General features: G+C 67.1%; 14 protein-coding genes. 8 read left to right on the top strand and 6 right to left on the bottom strand.

The features are described from left to right. The first annotated feature begins 71 nt into the window (after positions 1 to 71). The 6 genes from alaS to rpsT all read left to right on the top strand — a co-directional run bounded on the left by alaS (position 72) and on the right by rpsT (position 7,610). Complete coding sequence (gene alaS / locus VGI12_16285; protein HEY2434236.1) at positions 72 to 2,771, top strand: alanine--tRNA ligase; 2,700 nt, start codon at positions 72 to 74, stop codon at positions 2,769 to 2,771. Positions 2,772 to 3,116: 345 nt separating this feature from the next. Further along, positions 3,117 to 3,809: a lytic transglycosylase domain-containing protein gene (locus tag VGI12_16280; GenBank protein ID HEY2434235.1), complete on the top strand. Its 693-nt coding sequence runs from the start codon at positions 3,117 to 3,119 to the stop codon at positions 3,807 to 3,809. 74 nt (positions 3,810 to 3,883) lie between these two features. Further along, a complete protein-coding gene (locus VGI12_16275) occupies positions 3,884 to 4,237 on the top strand; it encodes a PadR family transcriptional regulator (protein ID HEY2434234.1) in 354 nt (117 codons plus the stop codon). Further along, entirely contained in the window at positions 4,234 to 6,846 is a 2,613-nt protein-coding gene (locus VGI12_16270) for an ABC transporter permease (protein HEY2434233.1), read from the top strand. Before VGI12_16275 ends, VGI12_16270 begins: the two co-directional genes overlap by 4 nt. 88 nt (positions 6,847 to 6,934) lie before the next feature. Then, positions 6,935 to 7,315: an RNA-binding S4 domain-containing protein gene (locus tag VGI12_16265; protein ID HEY2434232.1), complete on the top strand. Its 381-nt coding sequence runs from the start codon at positions 6,935 to 6,937 to the stop codon at positions 7,313 to 7,315. A gap of 25 nt (positions 7,316 to 7,340) precedes the next feature. After that, on the top strand, positions 7,341 to 7,610 hold the full coding sequence (rpsT, locus tag VGI12_16260) for a 30S ribosomal protein S20 (protein HEY2434231.1): 270 nt from the start codon (positions 7,341 to 7,343) through the stop codon (positions 7,608 to 7,610). Positions 7,611 to 7,793: 183 nt separating this feature from the next. On the opposite strand, the gene holA is transcribed toward rpsT, so the two are convergent. From holA to leuS, 4 genes are all read right to left on the bottom strand, one after another. Next, complete coding sequence (holA, locus tag VGI12_16255) at positions 7,794 to 8,804, bottom strand: DNA polymerase III subunit delta (GenBank protein HEY2434230.1); 1,011 nt, start codon at positions 8,802 to 8,804, stop codon at positions 7,794 to 7,796. Positions 8,805 to 8,899: 95 nt separating this feature from the next. Beyond that, entirely contained in the window at positions 8,900 to 9,223 is a 324-nt protein-coding gene (locus VGI12_16250; GenBank protein HEY2434229.1) for a polymer-forming cytoskeletal protein, read from the bottom strand. A gap of 115 nt (positions 9,224 to 9,338) precedes the next feature. Beyond that, positions 9,339 to 9,875, bottom strand: coding sequence for an LPS assembly lipoprotein LptE (gene lptE / locus VGI12_16245; protein HEY2434228.1), 537 nt, complete (start codon positions 9,873 to 9,875; stop codon positions 9,339 to 9,341). Positions 9,876 to 9,926: 51 nt separating this feature from the next. Then, complete coding sequence (gene leuS / locus VGI12_16240; protein ID HEY2434227.1) at positions 9,927 to 12,494, bottom strand: leucine--tRNA ligase; 2,568 nt, start codon at positions 12,492 to 12,494, stop codon at positions 9,927 to 9,929. A gap of 61 nt (positions 12,495 to 12,555) precedes the next feature. Between leuS and VGI12_16235 the strand changes: the two genes are divergently transcribed. Further along, positions 12,556 to 13,839, top strand: coding sequence for a hypothetical protein (locus tag VGI12_16235; protein HEY2434226.1), 1,284 nt, complete (start codon positions 12,556 to 12,558; stop codon positions 13,837 to 13,839). 25 nt (positions 13,840 to 13,864) lie between these two features. On the opposite strand, the gene VGI12_16230 is transcribed toward VGI12_16235, so the two are convergent. Then, positions 13,865 to 15,019, bottom strand: coding sequence for an acyltransferase family protein (locus tag VGI12_16230; GenBank protein ID HEY2434225.1), 1,155 nt, complete (start codon positions 15,017 to 15,019; stop codon positions 13,865 to 13,867). A 201-nt stretch (positions 15,020 to 15,220) separates the two neighbouring features. Beyond that, on the bottom strand, positions 15,221 to 16,159 hold the full coding sequence (locus VGI12_16225) for a histone deacetylase (protein ID HEY2434224.1): 939 nt from the start codon (positions 16,157 to 16,159) through the stop codon (positions 15,221 to 15,223). 50 nt (positions 16,160 to 16,209) lie between these two features. Between VGI12_16225 and VGI12_16220 the strand changes: the two genes are divergently transcribed. After that, complete coding sequence (locus VGI12_16220) at positions 16,210 to 16,572, top strand: response regulator (protein ID HEY2434223.1); 363 nt, start codon at positions 16,210 to 16,212, stop codon at positions 16,570 to 16,572. Positions 16,573 to 16,591: the final 19 nt, after the last annotated feature.

Genomic DNA, 16,591 nt, shown 5'->3' with positions numbered 1-16,591 from the left:
GGTCCATCGTAACTCGGCCCTGCCGCCAGGCGGAGCCCTGGCATGGGGGGCTCTTTCGCTACAATATGCGGATGACCTCTCGGGAAATTCGCGCCAGCTTCCTCACCTTCTTCGAGAAACATGGCCACGCGGTGGTCTCGAGCTCCTCGCTGGTGCCGGCCGACGACCCGACGCTGCTCTTCACCAACGCCGGCATGAACCAGTTCAAGGATGCGTTCCTCGGCAAGGAGACGCGTCCTTACCGCCGCGCCACGACCTCGCAGAAGTGCATGCGCGTGAGCGGGAAGCACAACGATCTCGACAACGTGGGACCGTCGCTGCGCCACCACACCTTTTTCGAGATGCTCGGGAATTTCTCGTTCGGCGACTACTTCAAGGCCGACGCGATTCCCTTCGCATGGGAACTGCTGACCACGGTGTGGCAGCTCGCCCCGGACCGCCTCTTCCCGACGATTTTCAAGGGGGATGCCGGCATCCCTCGCGACGACGAGGCCTACGGGATCTGGAAGAAGCTCGTGCCTGCCGATCGCATCACGGAACTGGGGTTGGCGGAGAACTTCTGGCAGATGGGCGAAACCGGCCCTTGCGGCCGCTGCTCGGAGATCCACTATTTCCGTGGCAACCAGGTCCCCTGCGAGGTCGAGGCGGCCGGCGGCTCGTGTGTCGGGCTCGAATGCCGCTGCGACCGCTACGTCGAAGTGTGGAACAACGTGTTCATGGAGTTCGACCGCCAGGCCGGCGGCGCCTTGAACCCCCTGCCGGCGCCGTCGATCGACACGGGCATGGGTCTCGAACGCATCACGGCCGTGATCCAGGGGAAGCTCTCGAACTACGACACCGACCTCTTCACGCCGATTCTCGACGCGATCGGCACGCGCGCCGGGCGCCGGTACACGGCGTCGCCCGACGATCCGTCGGACGTCTCGATGCGCGTCGTCGCCGACCATCTGCGGGCGATGACGTTCCTGATCGCCGACGGCGTCGTCCCGTCGAACGAATGGCGGGGCTACGTGCTGCGGAAGATCATGCGTCGCGCGATGCGGCATGGCAAGAAGCTAGGCTTCACTGAGCCTGTCCTGCACGCAATGGTCGACAGCGTGGTCTCGGAGATGGGCGACGCCTATCCCGAACTGCGACGTCACCGCGACAACATCGTGACGGTCGTCCGCAGCGAAGAAGACCGGTTCGACGCTGTCCTCACGGCCGGTCTGCCGCGTCTCGAAGAGGCGCTCGATCGGGCGGCGGCCGGATCCAGGGTGCTGGCAGGCGACGAGATGTTCCGGCTCTACGATTCGCTCGGCGTGCCGATCGACTTCATGGAGGACCTGGCCGGCCAACGCGAGCTGGGCATCGATCGCGAGGGATACGAGCGTGCCATGGAGGGACAGCGCGAACGCGCGCGCGCGGGCAGCTCGTTCGACGCCAGGAAGGTGCAGGATTTCGCGTTCGAGTCGGACGAGGCGCGCCGCACGACCGTTGCCGCAGGCGACCGGTTCGAGGGCTACGACCAGACGTCCGTGACCGGCGTTCCGGTACTCGCCGTGTTCGACGAAGATCGCAAGCAGGTGGCGCAGCTGGAGGCCGGCGCGCGCGGCTTCATCGTGCTCGAGCGGACGCCGTTCTACGTCGAATCGGGCGGCCAGGTCTCTGACAGCGGGACGATCGCCATCGAGGGCGGCGGCGCGTCTGCCGCTGTCGCCGGTCTGGCGCGGATCGCTCCCGGCGCGCCCCGCGCCCACCGGGTTGTCGTCTCGGGAGGCGCAATCGCTCCGCGCGACCGCGTGACCGCCGCCGTCGATGAGCGCGTGCGCGACGCGACGCGCCGCAACCACACGGCGACGCACCTGCTGCACGCGGCGCTTCGCCAGGTGCTGGGCTCGCACGTCAAGCAGGCTGGCTCGCTGGTCGCCCCCGACCGCCTGCGCTTCGACTTCGTCCACCATGCCGCGGTCACGCGTGAACAGCTCGACCGCATCGAGCGGATCGTCAACGAGCAGATCCACCGCAACACGACCGTGACGACCGAGGTGCGCAGCACCGACGAGGCGATGGCGTCGGGCGCGATGGCGCTCTTCGGCGAGAAGTACGGCGATCGCGTGCGCGTGGTGTCGGTGCCGGGCTTCAGCCTCGAGCTGTGCGGGGGCACCCACGTCAGCGCCACGGGAAATATCGGATTCTTCGTCATCACCCAGGAGAGCGGCGTCGCGGCGGGGGTGCGCCGCATCGAGGCGCTGACCGGCGACGGCGCCGTGGCCCACTGGCAGCACCAGCGCGCGGCGCTCGATCGCATCGCCGACGCGCTGAACTCGCCGCCCGACCAGGGTGTCGAGATCCTGCAGCGCCTGCAGGCGGACGTGAAGCGGCTGGGGCGCGAACTGGAGCAGGCGAAGCTGAAGGCGGCGCTCGGCGGCGGCGCGGCCGGCGCCGCTGACGATACGCGCGAGGTGAAGGGCGTGAAGCTGATTGCCCGGCGGGTCAGCGGCCTCGAGAAGGGGGCCCTGCGCGGCCTCTCCGATTCCCTCCGCGATCGCCTCGGGTCAGGTGTCGTCGTGCTCGCGTCGGAGAACGACGGCAGGGTGTCGCTGGTGGCGTCGGTGACCAAGGACCTGACGTCGCGCGTCCAGGCTGGCCAACTCGTGAAGGCGCTGGCGCCCATCGTCGGGGGGGGCGGGGGCGGCCGTCCCGATTTCGCCGAGGCGGGGGGCAAGGATCCGGCGAAGATCGATGAGCTGCTCGCGAGGGCGCCGGAGATCCTCGCCGCGCAGCTGTAGCGCCGGGGTCAGACCGGGGTCAAACCGGGGTCAGACCACCAGGTGATCATAGGGGTACGCCGCTCGGGAAACACTGCGGCCGCCGGGTTTTCGGCAGAATCTGACTACCCCTACGAACACATGGTGGTCTGACCCCGGTTTGACCCCCGTTTGACCCCTGTCGTTCGACGGCGGCTCATCCCCGCGCCCGGCGCTGAGCCTGATTCCAGATCCGTGATCGATTGTGCAGGATTGGTGCGCGTGGACCGATAAGGTCCCGGTAAGTCGTTGAACGCGCGCGGCAAAGGACTTGCGCTGTCCCGACCCGGCGCTACCCGCGCTAAACTGCTGAGCTCAAACGAAAACATGGTCCGGGCCGCTCTCCTCTCCGCCATGCTGTGCGCGCTGACTCCGTCGCCCGCGCATGCGGAGCTTTACTCGTGGAAGGACGTCAACGGCCGGCTGGTCATCTCGGACCAACCCCGGGATCCTTCGGCGAAGACCTACCTGGTGTTCGGCTCCGACGGAAGTCCCTACCGGTCGACCAAGGCTCCGTCGCCGCGCGCGGCGCAGTTCGAATCACTCATCAGCGAGCACGCGACCGCGAACGCCCTCAGCCCCGCTTTCGTCCGCGCGGTGATCCAGGCGGAGTCGGCGTTCAATCCGCAGGCGCGCTCGCCAAAAGGCGCGATGGGGCTGATGCAGCTGATGCCGCAGACCGCCGCGGAATACCGGGTGACCAACGCCTACGATCCCGGCGAGAACATCCGCGCGGGAGTCGCCTATTTGAAGAGCCTGATGACGCGCTACGGCAACGACGTCTCGCTGGCGCTCGCCGCGTACAACGCCGGCCCGGGCGCCGTCGACAAGTACGGCCGGACCGTGCCGCCGTACAAGGAGACGCGCAACTATGTGGCGCGCATCAAGAAGAACACCGACGCGACACAGGCCGTGAACTCCCCCACCGCGATCTACCGCATCGTCCGCGTCGTCGACGGCCGGGAGACCGTCAGCTACTCCAACCGGCCATCCCCGGGCGCCACTCTGGTCAATCGCTAGGCCGGCGCGCGCCGCCGGCGGCTCCTGCCAACCAAAATCAGGTCCCCTGCGTCTAATATATCCGTGACGGATATATGAGCCGGATCCCGCCCGATCCACGCGACTTCCTGCCGCTCACACCGGCCATCGCTCACATTCTGCTGGCGCTCGCCGACGAGGATCGTCACGGCTACGCCGTGATGCAGGAAGTCGAGCGCCTGACCGATGGCCTCGTCCGCATGGGCCCCGGCACGCTGTACGGGACCATCAAGCGGATGATCGCGAGTCGTCTGATCGAAGAAGCCGACGAGCGGCCCGACCCGGTCGTGGACGACGAGCGCCGGCGGTATTACCGGCTCACGCCGCTCGGGCGCGCGGTCCTTGCGGCCGAGACCGAACGCATGGCGCGCCTCGTCGGCGCCGCGCGAGCCAAGCGGGTGCGGGCGTGACGAGGCTGCTGATCCGGCTGTATGCGGTCGCGCTGCGCGCCTATCCGCCAGGGTTACGGCGCGAGTACGCCGGCGAGATGCTGCAGTGTGCACGCGCCGCGGCGGCGGGACGGGGACTCAAGACCATGCCGCGGCTCTTCGCCGATCTTGCCGTCAGCGTTCCGAGCGAGTGGCTCCTCCTGCTGAAAGGACTCCCGATGAACGGCCTGTCGCGTGACGTGTTCTATGCGTTTCGCACGCTCCGGCGCAGCCCGGGCTTCACGCTCGCTGCGGTGTCGACGCTGGCGCTCGGCATCGGCGCCAACACGGCCATCTTCACGCTCGCCGACGCGACCGTGCTGCGGCCGCTTCGGGTGGCCGATCCCCAGCGTCTGGTGGCGTTCACATGGTCGGCGTCGCTGCCGGACTACCGCGAGTGGACGACGCGCACGGACGTCTTCACCGGCATCGCCGCCGCCGCCAACGTGCGCGTGGCGGTAGCGATCGACGGCGTCGCCGAGCCGATCGACAGCGCGCTCGTCTCGCCGAACTACTTCACCGTGCTCGGCGTGGGAGCCTCGGCGGGCCGCCTGCTCGGTCCAGGGGATGCCACCAGCGGCGATCTCGCGGTGGTGATCGACCGCGACTGGTGGCAGACGCGATTGAATGCGGATACGGCCGCCGTCGGCAGTACGATCCACGTCAGCGGCGCACCCGCTACCATTGTCGGCATCGTCGAGGACGGCTTCCGCGGCACCAGCCTCGCGCGTCCGCCAAAGATCTATCTGCCGGTGTCGTCGGCCGCGCGCCTGCTGGCGAGCCCGTTCAGCGCGCCTCGCGCACTCGAGAACCGCGGCTTCGTGTGGCTGACGACGATCGGCCGGCTTCGGCCCGGCGTGTCGGCGGCGGCCGCCGCGGCGGCGATGGACGCGATGTATGCCCACCAGCATCCTGACGACAAGAGTGCGGAGCCGCGCGTCGAGCTGATGCCACTCGGCGCCCGCGCGCTCGGCGACGCGAACGGCGTGTCCACCTTCGTCGGGCTGCTCGCCGCGGTCGTGGCGCTCACCCTGCTGATCGGCTGCGCCAACGTCGCCAACCTGCAGCTCGCCCGCGCCGCGGCGCGCCGCCACGAGATCGGGGTGCGGCTGGCGATCGGCGCCGGACGTGCCCGGATCTTCAGGCAGCTGCTCGCCGAGAGTCTGGTGCTGGCGGGTTTCGGCGGCGCGATCGGTCTCGAGGTGGCGTCGCTGTGCCTTCGGCTGATCTCGCGCTTTCAGCTGCCAGGCGGTCTCGATATCGGCGTGCTGCCGCTCGGCGTCAATCGCACGGCGCTGACGTTCGCCGTTCTGGTCTCCGGCACGACCGTCGTGCTCTCGGGCTTGCTGCCGGCCTGGCAGGCGGCGCGCGACACCGCGCCGGTGCCGCTCCGGATCTACGGCAGGGTCACGACTCGGAGCCGGTTGCGCTCGGGGCTCGTAGCGGCACAACTCGCGCTCAGCCTCGTGCTGCTCGCCGGCACGGCACTCTTCATCCAGAGCCTGACCGCCGCCGTGCAGGTGCCGCTCGGCTTCGTGCCGGCGGGCGCTGCCACGACGACGCTGACCCCGTCGGTGAGTGGCTTCGACCGTGCCCGGGCAGCCCGGTTCTTCGACGAGACGCTCGTGCGTGTTCACCGGCTGCCCGGCGTGACCGCAGTTGCGTGGACCAATGTGCTGCCGGTCAACGGCTCCATGTCCATGAGCGCCACGATCGCCGGCTATCAGAAGCGGCCCGGCGACGACACCCATGTGTACGTCGCGAACGTTGGGCCGGAATATTTCGCGGCGGCAGGCACGCGGCTGCTGCGCGGCCGCGCGTTCGGTCCGGCCGACACCGCCGGCGCGCCGCTCGTCGGCATCGTCAACGAGACGGCGGTGAAACAGTTCTGGCGCGACCGCGATCCGCTGATGGGGCGGATCATGGTCGATGACACCCACTTCATCCAGATCGTCGGAGTTGTCGAGGACACCAAGATCCGCTCCCTCGACGAGCGGCCCTCACCCTACCTCTATGCCCCGTTCGCACAGCCGTCCGGTCCCTTCGCCATGGATCGCGGCACGCTGATCGTCCGGACCTCGGGCGACGTGCGAGCGCTGGTGCCGGCGCTCGGGGACGAACTGCGCGCCGTCGATCCACGGGCGCCTCTGACTCCGGTGAGGCCGTTCGAGTGGCAGGTCCGGCAGCTCGTCATGCCGCAGCGGATGGGAGCGGCCTTCTTCAGCGCATTCGCCCTGCTGGCGCTGACGCTGGCCTCGATCGGCATCTACGGCGTCGCGTCGTACGTGACGGCGCTCCGCACGCGCGAGATCGGCATCCGCATCGCCCTCGGCGCCGATCGCAATCGCATCCGCGCCCTGGTGCTGCGGGAAGGCGCGATCCCGATCGCCGCCGGTCTCGCCGCCGGCCTGGCCATCGCACTGCCGGCCAGCCGTTTCGCCGCAGCGTTCCTGCGTGGCGTCGCGCCCCACGATCCCGCCACCTATGCCGCCGTCACCTGCCTGCTGGCCTGCGTCGCCCTCGGCGCCACCTGGCTTCCCGCCCGCCGCGCCGCCGACACCGATCCCGTGACGGCGCTGAGAGGGAATTAAATTTGGAAATGTGGAAATGTGGAGATGTGGAAATCTGGTACCGTGGCATTTCCACATTCCCACATCTCCACATTTCCACATTCCTTCGATGCGCCTCGACGTCTGGCTCGACATAACCTGCCTCTTCAAGACGCGCTCGGACGCGAAGAAGGCGTGCGAGGGTGGAAAGGTGGACGTCAACGGCCAGGCGGCCAAGCCGCATCGCGAGATCAAGGCGGGCGACGAGATCGACATCACGCATCGGTTCGGAAGACGACAGAAGGTCGTCGTGCGGGCGCTCACCGAGCAGCATGTGCGGAAGGCCGATGCGCGGCTACTCTACGAAGACCTGACGCCCAAGCCGTCGCCCGAGGAGATCGAGCTGCGCCGGATTGCGCGGCTGGCGGGACCGTTTCTGAGGCCGGCGTCGGCAGGAGCCCCAGATCGGCGGGAACGGCGGGCGCTGCGACGCTTGAAGGGGCGCGGCTGAGTTACTGTGGTACAATCAGAGGTTTATGGCCAGTCACGATTCCGCAATCAAGGCGTACCGTCAGAGCCTCGTCAAGCGCGACGCCAATCGTCAGTACCGCTCACGCATGCGCTCCGCGCTGCGTAGCATTCGCGTCGCCATCGACTCGGGTGATCCCGCCAAGGTGAAGGACGCCCTGCGCGAGACCATTTCGCTCGTCGACAAGCTCGCCGGCAAGAAGGTCATTCACCGCAACGCCGCCGCCCGCTACAAATCGCGCCTCGCCAAGCGGGTCGCGCGCCGCACCGCGGCATAGGCGCGGTTTCCGCCCGGCCCGGCAGAGCCGCGGAGCGAGAGCCGAGACGTCGGCGGAGCTGAAGCTCCGCGCTACGGGGTTCCCCGGCATCTTTGGCGGAGCTGAAGCTCCGCGCTACGCGGCCCCGTAGGCCGGGTCTTCAGACCCGGCTTCGTTCGCGCTCTCCGGCTTGCCGTCGCCCGGCTACCGGCCGCCGCACAATTCGACGACCAGCCGCTCGAGCAGGACCTTTGGCTCACCGCCCGACCGCTTCAGGTCGAGGTCGGCGCGAAACAGCGCGTCGACCGCCGCGGGAACCCGTCTGACGTCGATGTTCGCCAACTTGTCGCGCACGAACCAGGCGAGCTGCCCCAGGATCATGTAGGGCACCGCTCCGGCGTCGATGGCCAGCGACAGCTGACGCAGCGCCTCAGCGTGATTGCGTTGGCCGATCGCGTTGGTGACCGCCCAGTCGTCCTGCGCAGTTTCCGCGCTGACGACTTCCTGGGCGTCGGCCAGCGTGATCGTCGCCTTGCCTGCCGCATACAGCTTCAGCCGTTCGACGTCGCCGCGCAGCCGGACGATGTCGACGCCGGCGCGCTCGGCGACGAGTCGCGCCGCCGACGGCTCGATCTGCTGCCCCGCCTCCGCGACCATGCGGCGGACCATCTCTTCCGCCTTTCGCAGCGTTGCGCGAAAATCGATGTAGCGCGGATTCTTTTCGTTCTTGAGCCCCCAGCACTCGACGACGGTCGCGTGCTTGAGGAGCGCTTTGCCGATGCGCCTGGTCTTGTCGAGATCCGTGCTGACCAGTATCAGCGTGGTCGAGGGCACGGGCGCCTGCACGTACTCGGTGAGCGCGTCCAGATCGCTCACGCCTTCGGTCGGCTCTTCCCCATCGTCGACCGGGCCGGCCGCCTTGCCGCGCCGCTTCGGCTTGAGAAGCCGCTCCGCGCGCAGCACGACAACGACGCGGCGATCGCCGAGCATCGGAATCAGCCGGCAGGCTTCGACGATCACCGCCGGGGTGGTGCTCTTCTCGCCGGCGTAGAGGCGATCGGAATTGAAGACGCGCAGCTCGTCCTCGACGAGCGAACCGAGGTCGGCGACCAGATGCGACATCTCCGCCTCGTCGTCTCCGAGGATCAGATAGACGGGCGCGGGCTTGCGCTGAGCAACCGCGGCACGCAGATCGGTTGGCGACGCCTGGGGCATGGTGAATTCTATCGCGCGCGCGGCGCGTGACTCCGCCGCTCGAAACTCACATCACCGTGAGGTCTGCGCGCCCGCGCCGCAGGCGGCAGCGTCGGCTACTTCGCGCGATGACCCGCGATGTCCGCCTTGCCCTGGAGCTGCCCGCCCTCCTGGACGATCAGCCGCGGCGAGACGACGTCGCCGACGAGCACGCCGGTCGACTGTATCTGGATGCGCTCGGTTGCGACGACGTCACCGTTGACGGTGCCGCCGACGATCACGGTCCGCGCGTTCAGGTTTGCCTTGACGGTGCAGCCGACGCCGAGCACGACCTCGTGCTCGCCAACTTCGATCGAGCCTGCGACATGACCGTCGATGCGGATGTCCTGGCGGCTGGTGATCTTCCCTTCGACCGTGACGTTCTGTCCGATCCAGGCCACTTGACGGCGTTCGTGCGACCCCTCTCCGGCCAACGGGCGCTCCTTCCCTACGTTCGCAGGTGAAAGCGACTGTAGCAGATATGGCTGCGGCGACGAAGCCTGCGGCGGGCGCGGCTTAGAAGGCTTCCAGAATCGCGCTGACCAGCGCGCGCGCAAATTCCTGCGACAGCCGATCGAGCGCGTTCGCGTCCTGGCCGAAATAGGTCGAGGTGTCGAGCGTGTTCGACGACGCGGGCACGTCGAATTCCTGCCGGTACGACATGCCGGGATTGCTCCAGAGCACCTTGTTCGCCTGGAGGTCCTTGAACTCGACGGTGCCGGTCATCGCCAGGGCATAGCGCGTCGCCTGCTGCTGCTGGTTGAACGCCACTGGTGTCAGCGTGACTCCGGTGATGCTGCCGGTCACGACCGCGTCGACACCAGACTGATCGGGAACGACCGTCCATTTGCCGCGGCCGATGAATTCGCTGCGGACCAGGTCGGTGACTTTGCGATCGAGGTCGAACACCGTCGTCGCGTTGCTGAACATCGGAATGCCGATTCGCTTGACGTAGGCCGGCAGAAACGACCCGCGTCCGGCAAGCGAATATCCACAGCCGCTCTGCGCAAGCAGGGTCAGGATCAACACACCAACCGTCGAGAGTCTTCGCATCTTCCTTCCCGCCTCGGACGTGCGGGGAGCCGCCGTTTTCGCCGCGGGCGTCTACCCCACTACGATGCTGACCAGTTTACCCTTCGCCACGACAACCTTGCGGATCGTCTTGCCCTCGAGGTGTCCTTTCACGAGCGGGTCGGCGAGCGCCGTCTCGCGCAGCTGATCGTCGGTCGCGTCGGCCGGCACGGTCACACGAGCGCGAAGCTTGCCGTTCACCTGGACCGGCACCACGATTTCCGAGGCTTTCGCGACGGCCTCGTCGTGCTGGGGCCAGCCGGCGGCGACGAGCCCCCCCTGATGCCCGAGCGCCTCCCACAACTCCTCGCACATGTGCGGGGCGAACGGAGACAGCAGCCGGACGAGGGCTTCGACCGCTTCCTTGAGCACGGCGATCGTGGAGGGGCTGTCGACGCGTCCCACCTGCTCCGGTTCCTCGACGCCGCCAATGGCGATGCAGTGGTTCGTGCTGCAGAAAGCATAGAGCTCGTTGACGAGTTCCATCATCGCCGAGACGGCGGTGTTGAGATGCACGCGCGGATCGAGATCCACCGTCACCCGCTTGATCGTCTCGTGCGTCTTGCGTCGCAGCGCGCGCTCGGCGTCGTTCAGCGGCAGAGTGGACGGCAGGGGAATCCCTTCTCCCCCGATCGAGTCCCGCAGCGAATCGGCGAGCCGCCAGACGCGCGCCAGGAAGCGCCAGCTCCCTTCGAGGCCGGCGTCGGTCCATTCGATTTCCTTCTCGGGCGGCGCGACGAACATCACGTAGAGACGGAGCGCGTCGGCGCCGAATTTCTGGATCATGTCGTCGGGGTCGACCACGTTCCCCTTCGACTTCGACATCACCTGCCCGTCTTTCAGCACCATGCCCTGCGTCAGCAGCCGCGCGAAGGGCTCGCTCAGGTGCGTCATGCCCAGATCGCGGAATACCCGTGTAAAGAAGCGCGAGTAGATCAAGTGCAGGATCGCGTGCTCGACGCCGCCGCTGTAGAAATCGATCGGGCCCCAATAGCCGACCGTTTCGGGATCGAACGGCAGCTGGTCGTCCTTCGGATCGCAGAACCGGAAGAAGTACCACGACGAATCGACGAACGTGTCCATCGTGTCGGTCTCGCGCCGCGCCGGGCCGCCGCACGTCGGACAGATCGTGTTCACGAACTCGGGGATCTGCGCCAGCGGCGAATCGCCGCGGCCGCTGAACTCGGCGATCTTCGGCAACTCGACCGGCAGCTGATCGTACGGCACTCCGACGATGCCGTCTTTCTCGCAGTAGATCACCGGAATCGGCGTGCCCCAGTAGCGCTGGCGCGAGATGCCCCAGTCCTTGAGCCGGTACTGCACCGTGCCCTCGCCGATCCCGCGCCTCTGCGCCTCGGCGGTCATCGCATGGTTGGCGTCCTGCCATGGCAGGCCGTCGTACGGCCCGGAGTTGACGAGTCTGCCCTCACCCGCATGCGCGTGGGTCATCGTCGCCGAATCCAGTGGCTCTTCGTCGGTCTGGACGACCAGCGTGATCGGCAGGCGGTACTTGCGGGCGAACTCGAAGTCGCGTTCGTCGTGCCCCGGCACGCCCATCACAGCGCCGGTGCCATAGTCGACGAGCACGAAGTTGGCAATCCAGATCGGAACGGGTTTGCCGGTGAACGGGTTGATCGCCCGCCGGCCGGTGTCGAACCCTTCTTTCTCGACGTCGCCCTGCTGGCGCGCCGACTTGTCCTGGGCGGTGAATCTGCCCACCTTCGCTCGGAACGCCGCCGGATCGTCCGACTCGGCGGCGAACCGCTGGACGATCGGATGTTCGGGCGCGAGCACGATGAAGTTCGCGCCAAAGATCGTGTCGATCCGTGTCGTGAACACTTCGACCGAGGCGCGCGGCGCGGGATGCGAGTCGCTGCCTGCGGCGCCGGAGTCCTCGACGTCGAAGCGTATGCGGGCGCCCTGTGAGCGGCCCACCCAGTTCGTCTGCATCGTCAAGACCTTGGCCGGCCACTCGCCAAGCTCTTTCATACCGTCGATCAGCTCGTCGGCGTAGTGCGTGATCCTGAAGAACCACTGTTCCAGGTCGCGCGTTTCGACCGGCGTGCCGCAGCGCCAGCAGCCGCCGTCAACGACCTGCTCGTTGGCGAGGACGGTCTGGCAGCTCGGACACCAGTTGACGGTGGAGCGCTTACGGTAGGCCAGATCGCGCTCCAGCATCTTCAGGAAGATCCACTGGTTCCAGCGGTAGTAGTTGGGCAGGCAGGTCGCGATCTCGCGGTCCCAGGCATAGCTGATGCCCAGCCGCTGCAGCTGCCCTTTCATGTGCGCGATGTTCTCGAGCGTCCAGGTCTCGGGATGCGTGCCGTTCTTGATCGCGGCGTTCTCGGCGGGCAGGCCAAACGCGTCCCAGCCGAACGGGTGCAGGACGTTGAAGCCGCGCATCCGCTTCATGCGCGCGACGACGTCGCCGATCATGTAGTTGCGGACGTGGCCGACGTGCGCGTGCCCCGAGGGGTAGGCGAACATCTCGAGGCAGTAGAACTTCGGCTTCGAGGGATCCTCGGTGACCTCGAAGGCACGCGCCTCGCGCCAGCGCTCCTGCCACTTGCTCTCGATGGATTGGGGCTTGTAATCGGCCACGATCCTTCAATTATAGAGGGTCGAGCCGTCGCGCGGAACGAGCCGCGTACAATGGACGTCGATGACCGCGGTGTTTCGCAGCGTCTGTATCGCATTGGCTGCGCTGACCGTCGGGTGCGGTGGGTCGAAACCGGCCGCTCCATCCACCGATCAACCTCCGTCGACGGGCGGGGGGACGACGATCACCGGCACCGAACGGCTCGGCTGGACCGAGACGGGCGACGGCGCCAACGGCTTCGTCTATGCCGCCTACGTCGACGGCGTTCGCAACGAACTGACGCAGGCGACGTGCACGTCCTCGAGCAGTGGCGCCTTCGCGTGCGAGTCGCCGCTTCCACCGTTGACCAAGGGGACGCACACCCTGCAGCTGTCTGCCGCCGTTCGAAACGGCGACTCACTCATCGAAGGCCCCAAGTCGGACTCGATTGTCGTCACGGTCACCGGCCCAGGCACGGCCCAGGCCGTGGCCATGGCTGTGCCGCCCGAACGTCCCGCAACCTCATCGCCGTCGCCCGCGCAAGACAGCGGCGCGTCGCCCTCGTGCGGTCTCGCTCAATGGGATCCGACCCGCCTGGTTGCGTGGAGCACGGCCGGCGATCTCGAACTCGTATCGCCGAACAGGCGCGCGGTTCAAGCGCTGACCTGGTCCAGCCAGACGGACTCGTCGTGGCATCTCGCGGCGGTGGCCGCGCGCACCGAGCCGGGCGCGCATGTGGTGTACGTCGCGTTGACGTCACTTGGTGATGCCGAGCCCCGCGTCCGGATAGTTCGCTACCGGGAGCTGAACGGGGTTCTGGGGGAACGCGCGGTGCTCGTGGAAGGCGCGCTGCCCTCCAGGCCGGCCGGCGCTACGGCGTCGTTCGGGCCGGACGGGCGCCTGTATGTCGCGTTCGGATGGGCCACGGCTGCCCCCGTCGCGGGCCCGTTTGTGGCCGTCGTGGATCCGGGCACGCCAGGTCCCCTCGACCTCGACGCAGGTTTCGTGGCGCGATTCCCGATTGCGGCGACCTGGAATCGCGATGGGCAGTTCTGGATAGTCGAACGGTCCGGCAGCAGTCAGTACGCGGTTCGTTCAACCGCGACGGGCGGCGCCATCTTCACGTCGACCGCAACCGTCATCGGCGTTGCGGCGCTCGAGACGACGCAACTCGCCGTGTTCGCCGACGATGGAACCGGCTGGCTCATGAGCCCTGCCGGGCCGCGTGCATCGCCAACGCTGCGGGCAGCACGGGTCCTGACGGACAATCCAGCGCATTTTGGGGCCATCAACGTGTCGGGCCGCACGGCCGTCGGCTGCAGCCTGAGGCCGCAACTCACGTTCACCTACGCCGCCTGGCACGACTGACCGCGCGAGATCAGCGGTCGACGTCCTAGAGCATCCTCCGCGGTTGTGACCGCCGTAGCCACAGGGGCCAACATTCGCGGAGATCTCCCAGCCCGCTCGCCATGCGTGGATACCCCACGGTCAGGAACCTGTTTCCTCCGGCTCGATGCCAGAACAGCGCTGGAATGGCGACGGCTACCGTCGTGATCGAGAAATACAGGGGCCATAGCGACGGCCACGGCAGATGGGGTCGGATCAGCGGAAGCACCGTGAAATACACGAAAAACTGAATGACGAATATCGGAAACGACGTCTGCCCCAGCGCAGCCAGCCGGGCGGCCGCGAATCGCATGCGCGCGCTCTTGGCGAGACCGAGAGACAGCGAGAGCATGACCAAGCCAAGCGATCCGTAAAACAGCAGGTAAACGAGCGACGGTGGCGCTTTCGTAAACGGCGACGTGGCGTCGTACAAGGCATCACTCGGCGCGGCTCCGAGCCGGACGGCCAGGTGATAGGACACCTTCAGAAGCATGGCAATCGTCAGGCACGCCGCGGCGGTCCGCAGCAGCAGCGCGTGCACCGCGGGCGTGTCATCGGAGAGAACACGCGCGCCGAGCTGTTCTCCCAGCACCGTTGCCGCGAGTTGCCAGCAGAACCACGGGACAATCGGGAAGGCGTAGGTGAAGCGGCTGTGCTCGGCAACGCCGAAGAATGCTTCCTTGAACACGTGCGCGTGAAGGCCGATCGGGTACCACGACAAATAGACCACCGCCGACACGGCATATCCCACGACGCTGGTGATCAGGCGGCCTCTGGCGCCCATCACGGAGATCAGGCCAGGACTGATGAGCATGCAGACGCCGACCGTGTCGGTGATCGAGAGGAAACGGACGGCGTAGGTCACATGCGACAAGAGAATGAGGATGTGACCGATCGTCAGCAGGAAGAGCCCGCGATCGATGACGATGGTGCGGAACCGATCAAAATCCTGCGGTCGCGTTCGAAAGATCAGGCCGAGCAGCAGGCCGTTGATCATGACGAACGTCGGCGACGCCACCATCCCGATAAAGGTCAGCGCCGGCCGCGTCGAATCCGACCGCGCGAAGTAGGTGAATGCGAAGTGCGAGAGCAGGACAAAGAACATCGCGCTGCCTCTCGCGATGTCGATGAACTGCACGCGATCCCGTGACTGAGCCGGCATGTGCCGGGTTCTCCTAACTCGCGAACAGACCTCAGCCTTTGCAAGTGAGCAGCCACGCTGCTGCCGGGGATTTCTTTACAGAATCGTACGAACCGTCAGACAAGTCTGCGTAAAGGCGATCTTTGTTCTACTGAACCGATGTTCCTTGTCTGCCGCAGGCCGGGATTGTACGAAAGTACAGTGGCGAAAATGCACGGTTTGTCACCGGCCGGACCCGTCGATCGTCGGCGTCTCCGTCTCTCTGACGACATCCAGGACGGCATCGAGTGACGCGCCAAGGGCATCCAGATCATAGCCACCCTCGGTCACGAACGCGGTCGGACACGACACGGCGGAGAACAGCATCCGGACGATCTCGGCAAAGCCGCCGACGGTCACCCGCATCGACGCGAGCGGATCGTCCGCGTGGGCGTCAAAGCCCGCCGAGACCAGCAGCAGGCCCGGATCGTATTCACGCAGGCGGCCGCAGATCGACTCGTACGCCCGCCGGTATTCCACATCTCCGGCGCCCGCCGCGAGCGGCACGTTGAGCGTGAAACCCGTTCCAACGCCCGCGCCCGTCTCGTCCGCGGCGCCAGTGCCGGGATAGTACGGGGACTGATGCGTGGACACATAGAGCACGCGCGGGTCCGCGTAGAACATCGACTGGGTGCCGTTGCCGTGATGCACATCGATGTCGACGATCGCCACGCGAGGCACGCCGCGCGCGATGGCCTCAGCAGCAGCAACGGCGACGTTGTTGAACAGGCAGAATCCCATCGCCGTGTTGCGTTCGGCGTGATGCCCAGGCGGCCGCACCAGGGCAATGGCCGTCTCACCTGTTTCGAGCGCGTGCACCGCGGCCTGCAGGGCGGCGCCCGCGGCCAGCCTCGCCACTTCGTAGGAGTCGGGCGAAGTGAACGTATCCGAGTCGATCATCTGGCCGTCCCGCCCTGCCGTTGCGGCGAGTGCGTCGATGTGCTGGGCACTATGTACCCGCAGGAGTTCGTCACGACTCGCGGGACGCGGCTCAGCCGAGTGTGCGCCTCGATCGCGCCATGTGCGCGCGACCTCTTCGAACACAGCAGCGCGCTCAGCACGTTCGGGGTGCCCGGGCGGTGTCACATGAGCCAGGAACAACGAGGATGTAATCAGCCGCACGATCCGTAATCGATTCGATTTTGCGGATTCCGTTGTAACATGCAGCCCGCATGTCTCACGCGGTTTCGAAGCGGCTGCTGGTTGTCGACGACGACCTGTCGCTCCTGGAGGCGCTCGAGCGCGGCCTGTCCGACGGCGGTCTCGACGTGGTCGCGCACACGACCTTCGAGGGCGCGCGAAACGCGCTGCGCGATGAACGGTTCAACGCGCTGCTGACCGATGTGCGTCTGGGAGCCTTCAACGGGATCCAGCTGGCGGTCGTCGCGCGCGACACCTACCCGGATATGCGGATCATCGTATTCTCGGGGTTCGACGATCCGGTGCTCCGCAGCGAAGCCCAGCACATCGGCGCCACCTACCTGGTCAAGCCCGTGACCGCGAGCGATCTGATTCGCCTGCTCTCCAAAGCCTAGAAGACGACCGTCGCGCACG

Source organism: Vicinamibacterales bacterium (genome assembly GCA_036496585.1).
Lineage (GTDB): Bacteria > Acidobacteriota > Vicinamibacteria > Vicinamibacterales > 2-12-FULL-66-21 > JAICSD01.
This window is presented reverse-complemented; position numbering and strand designations above follow the sequence as displayed.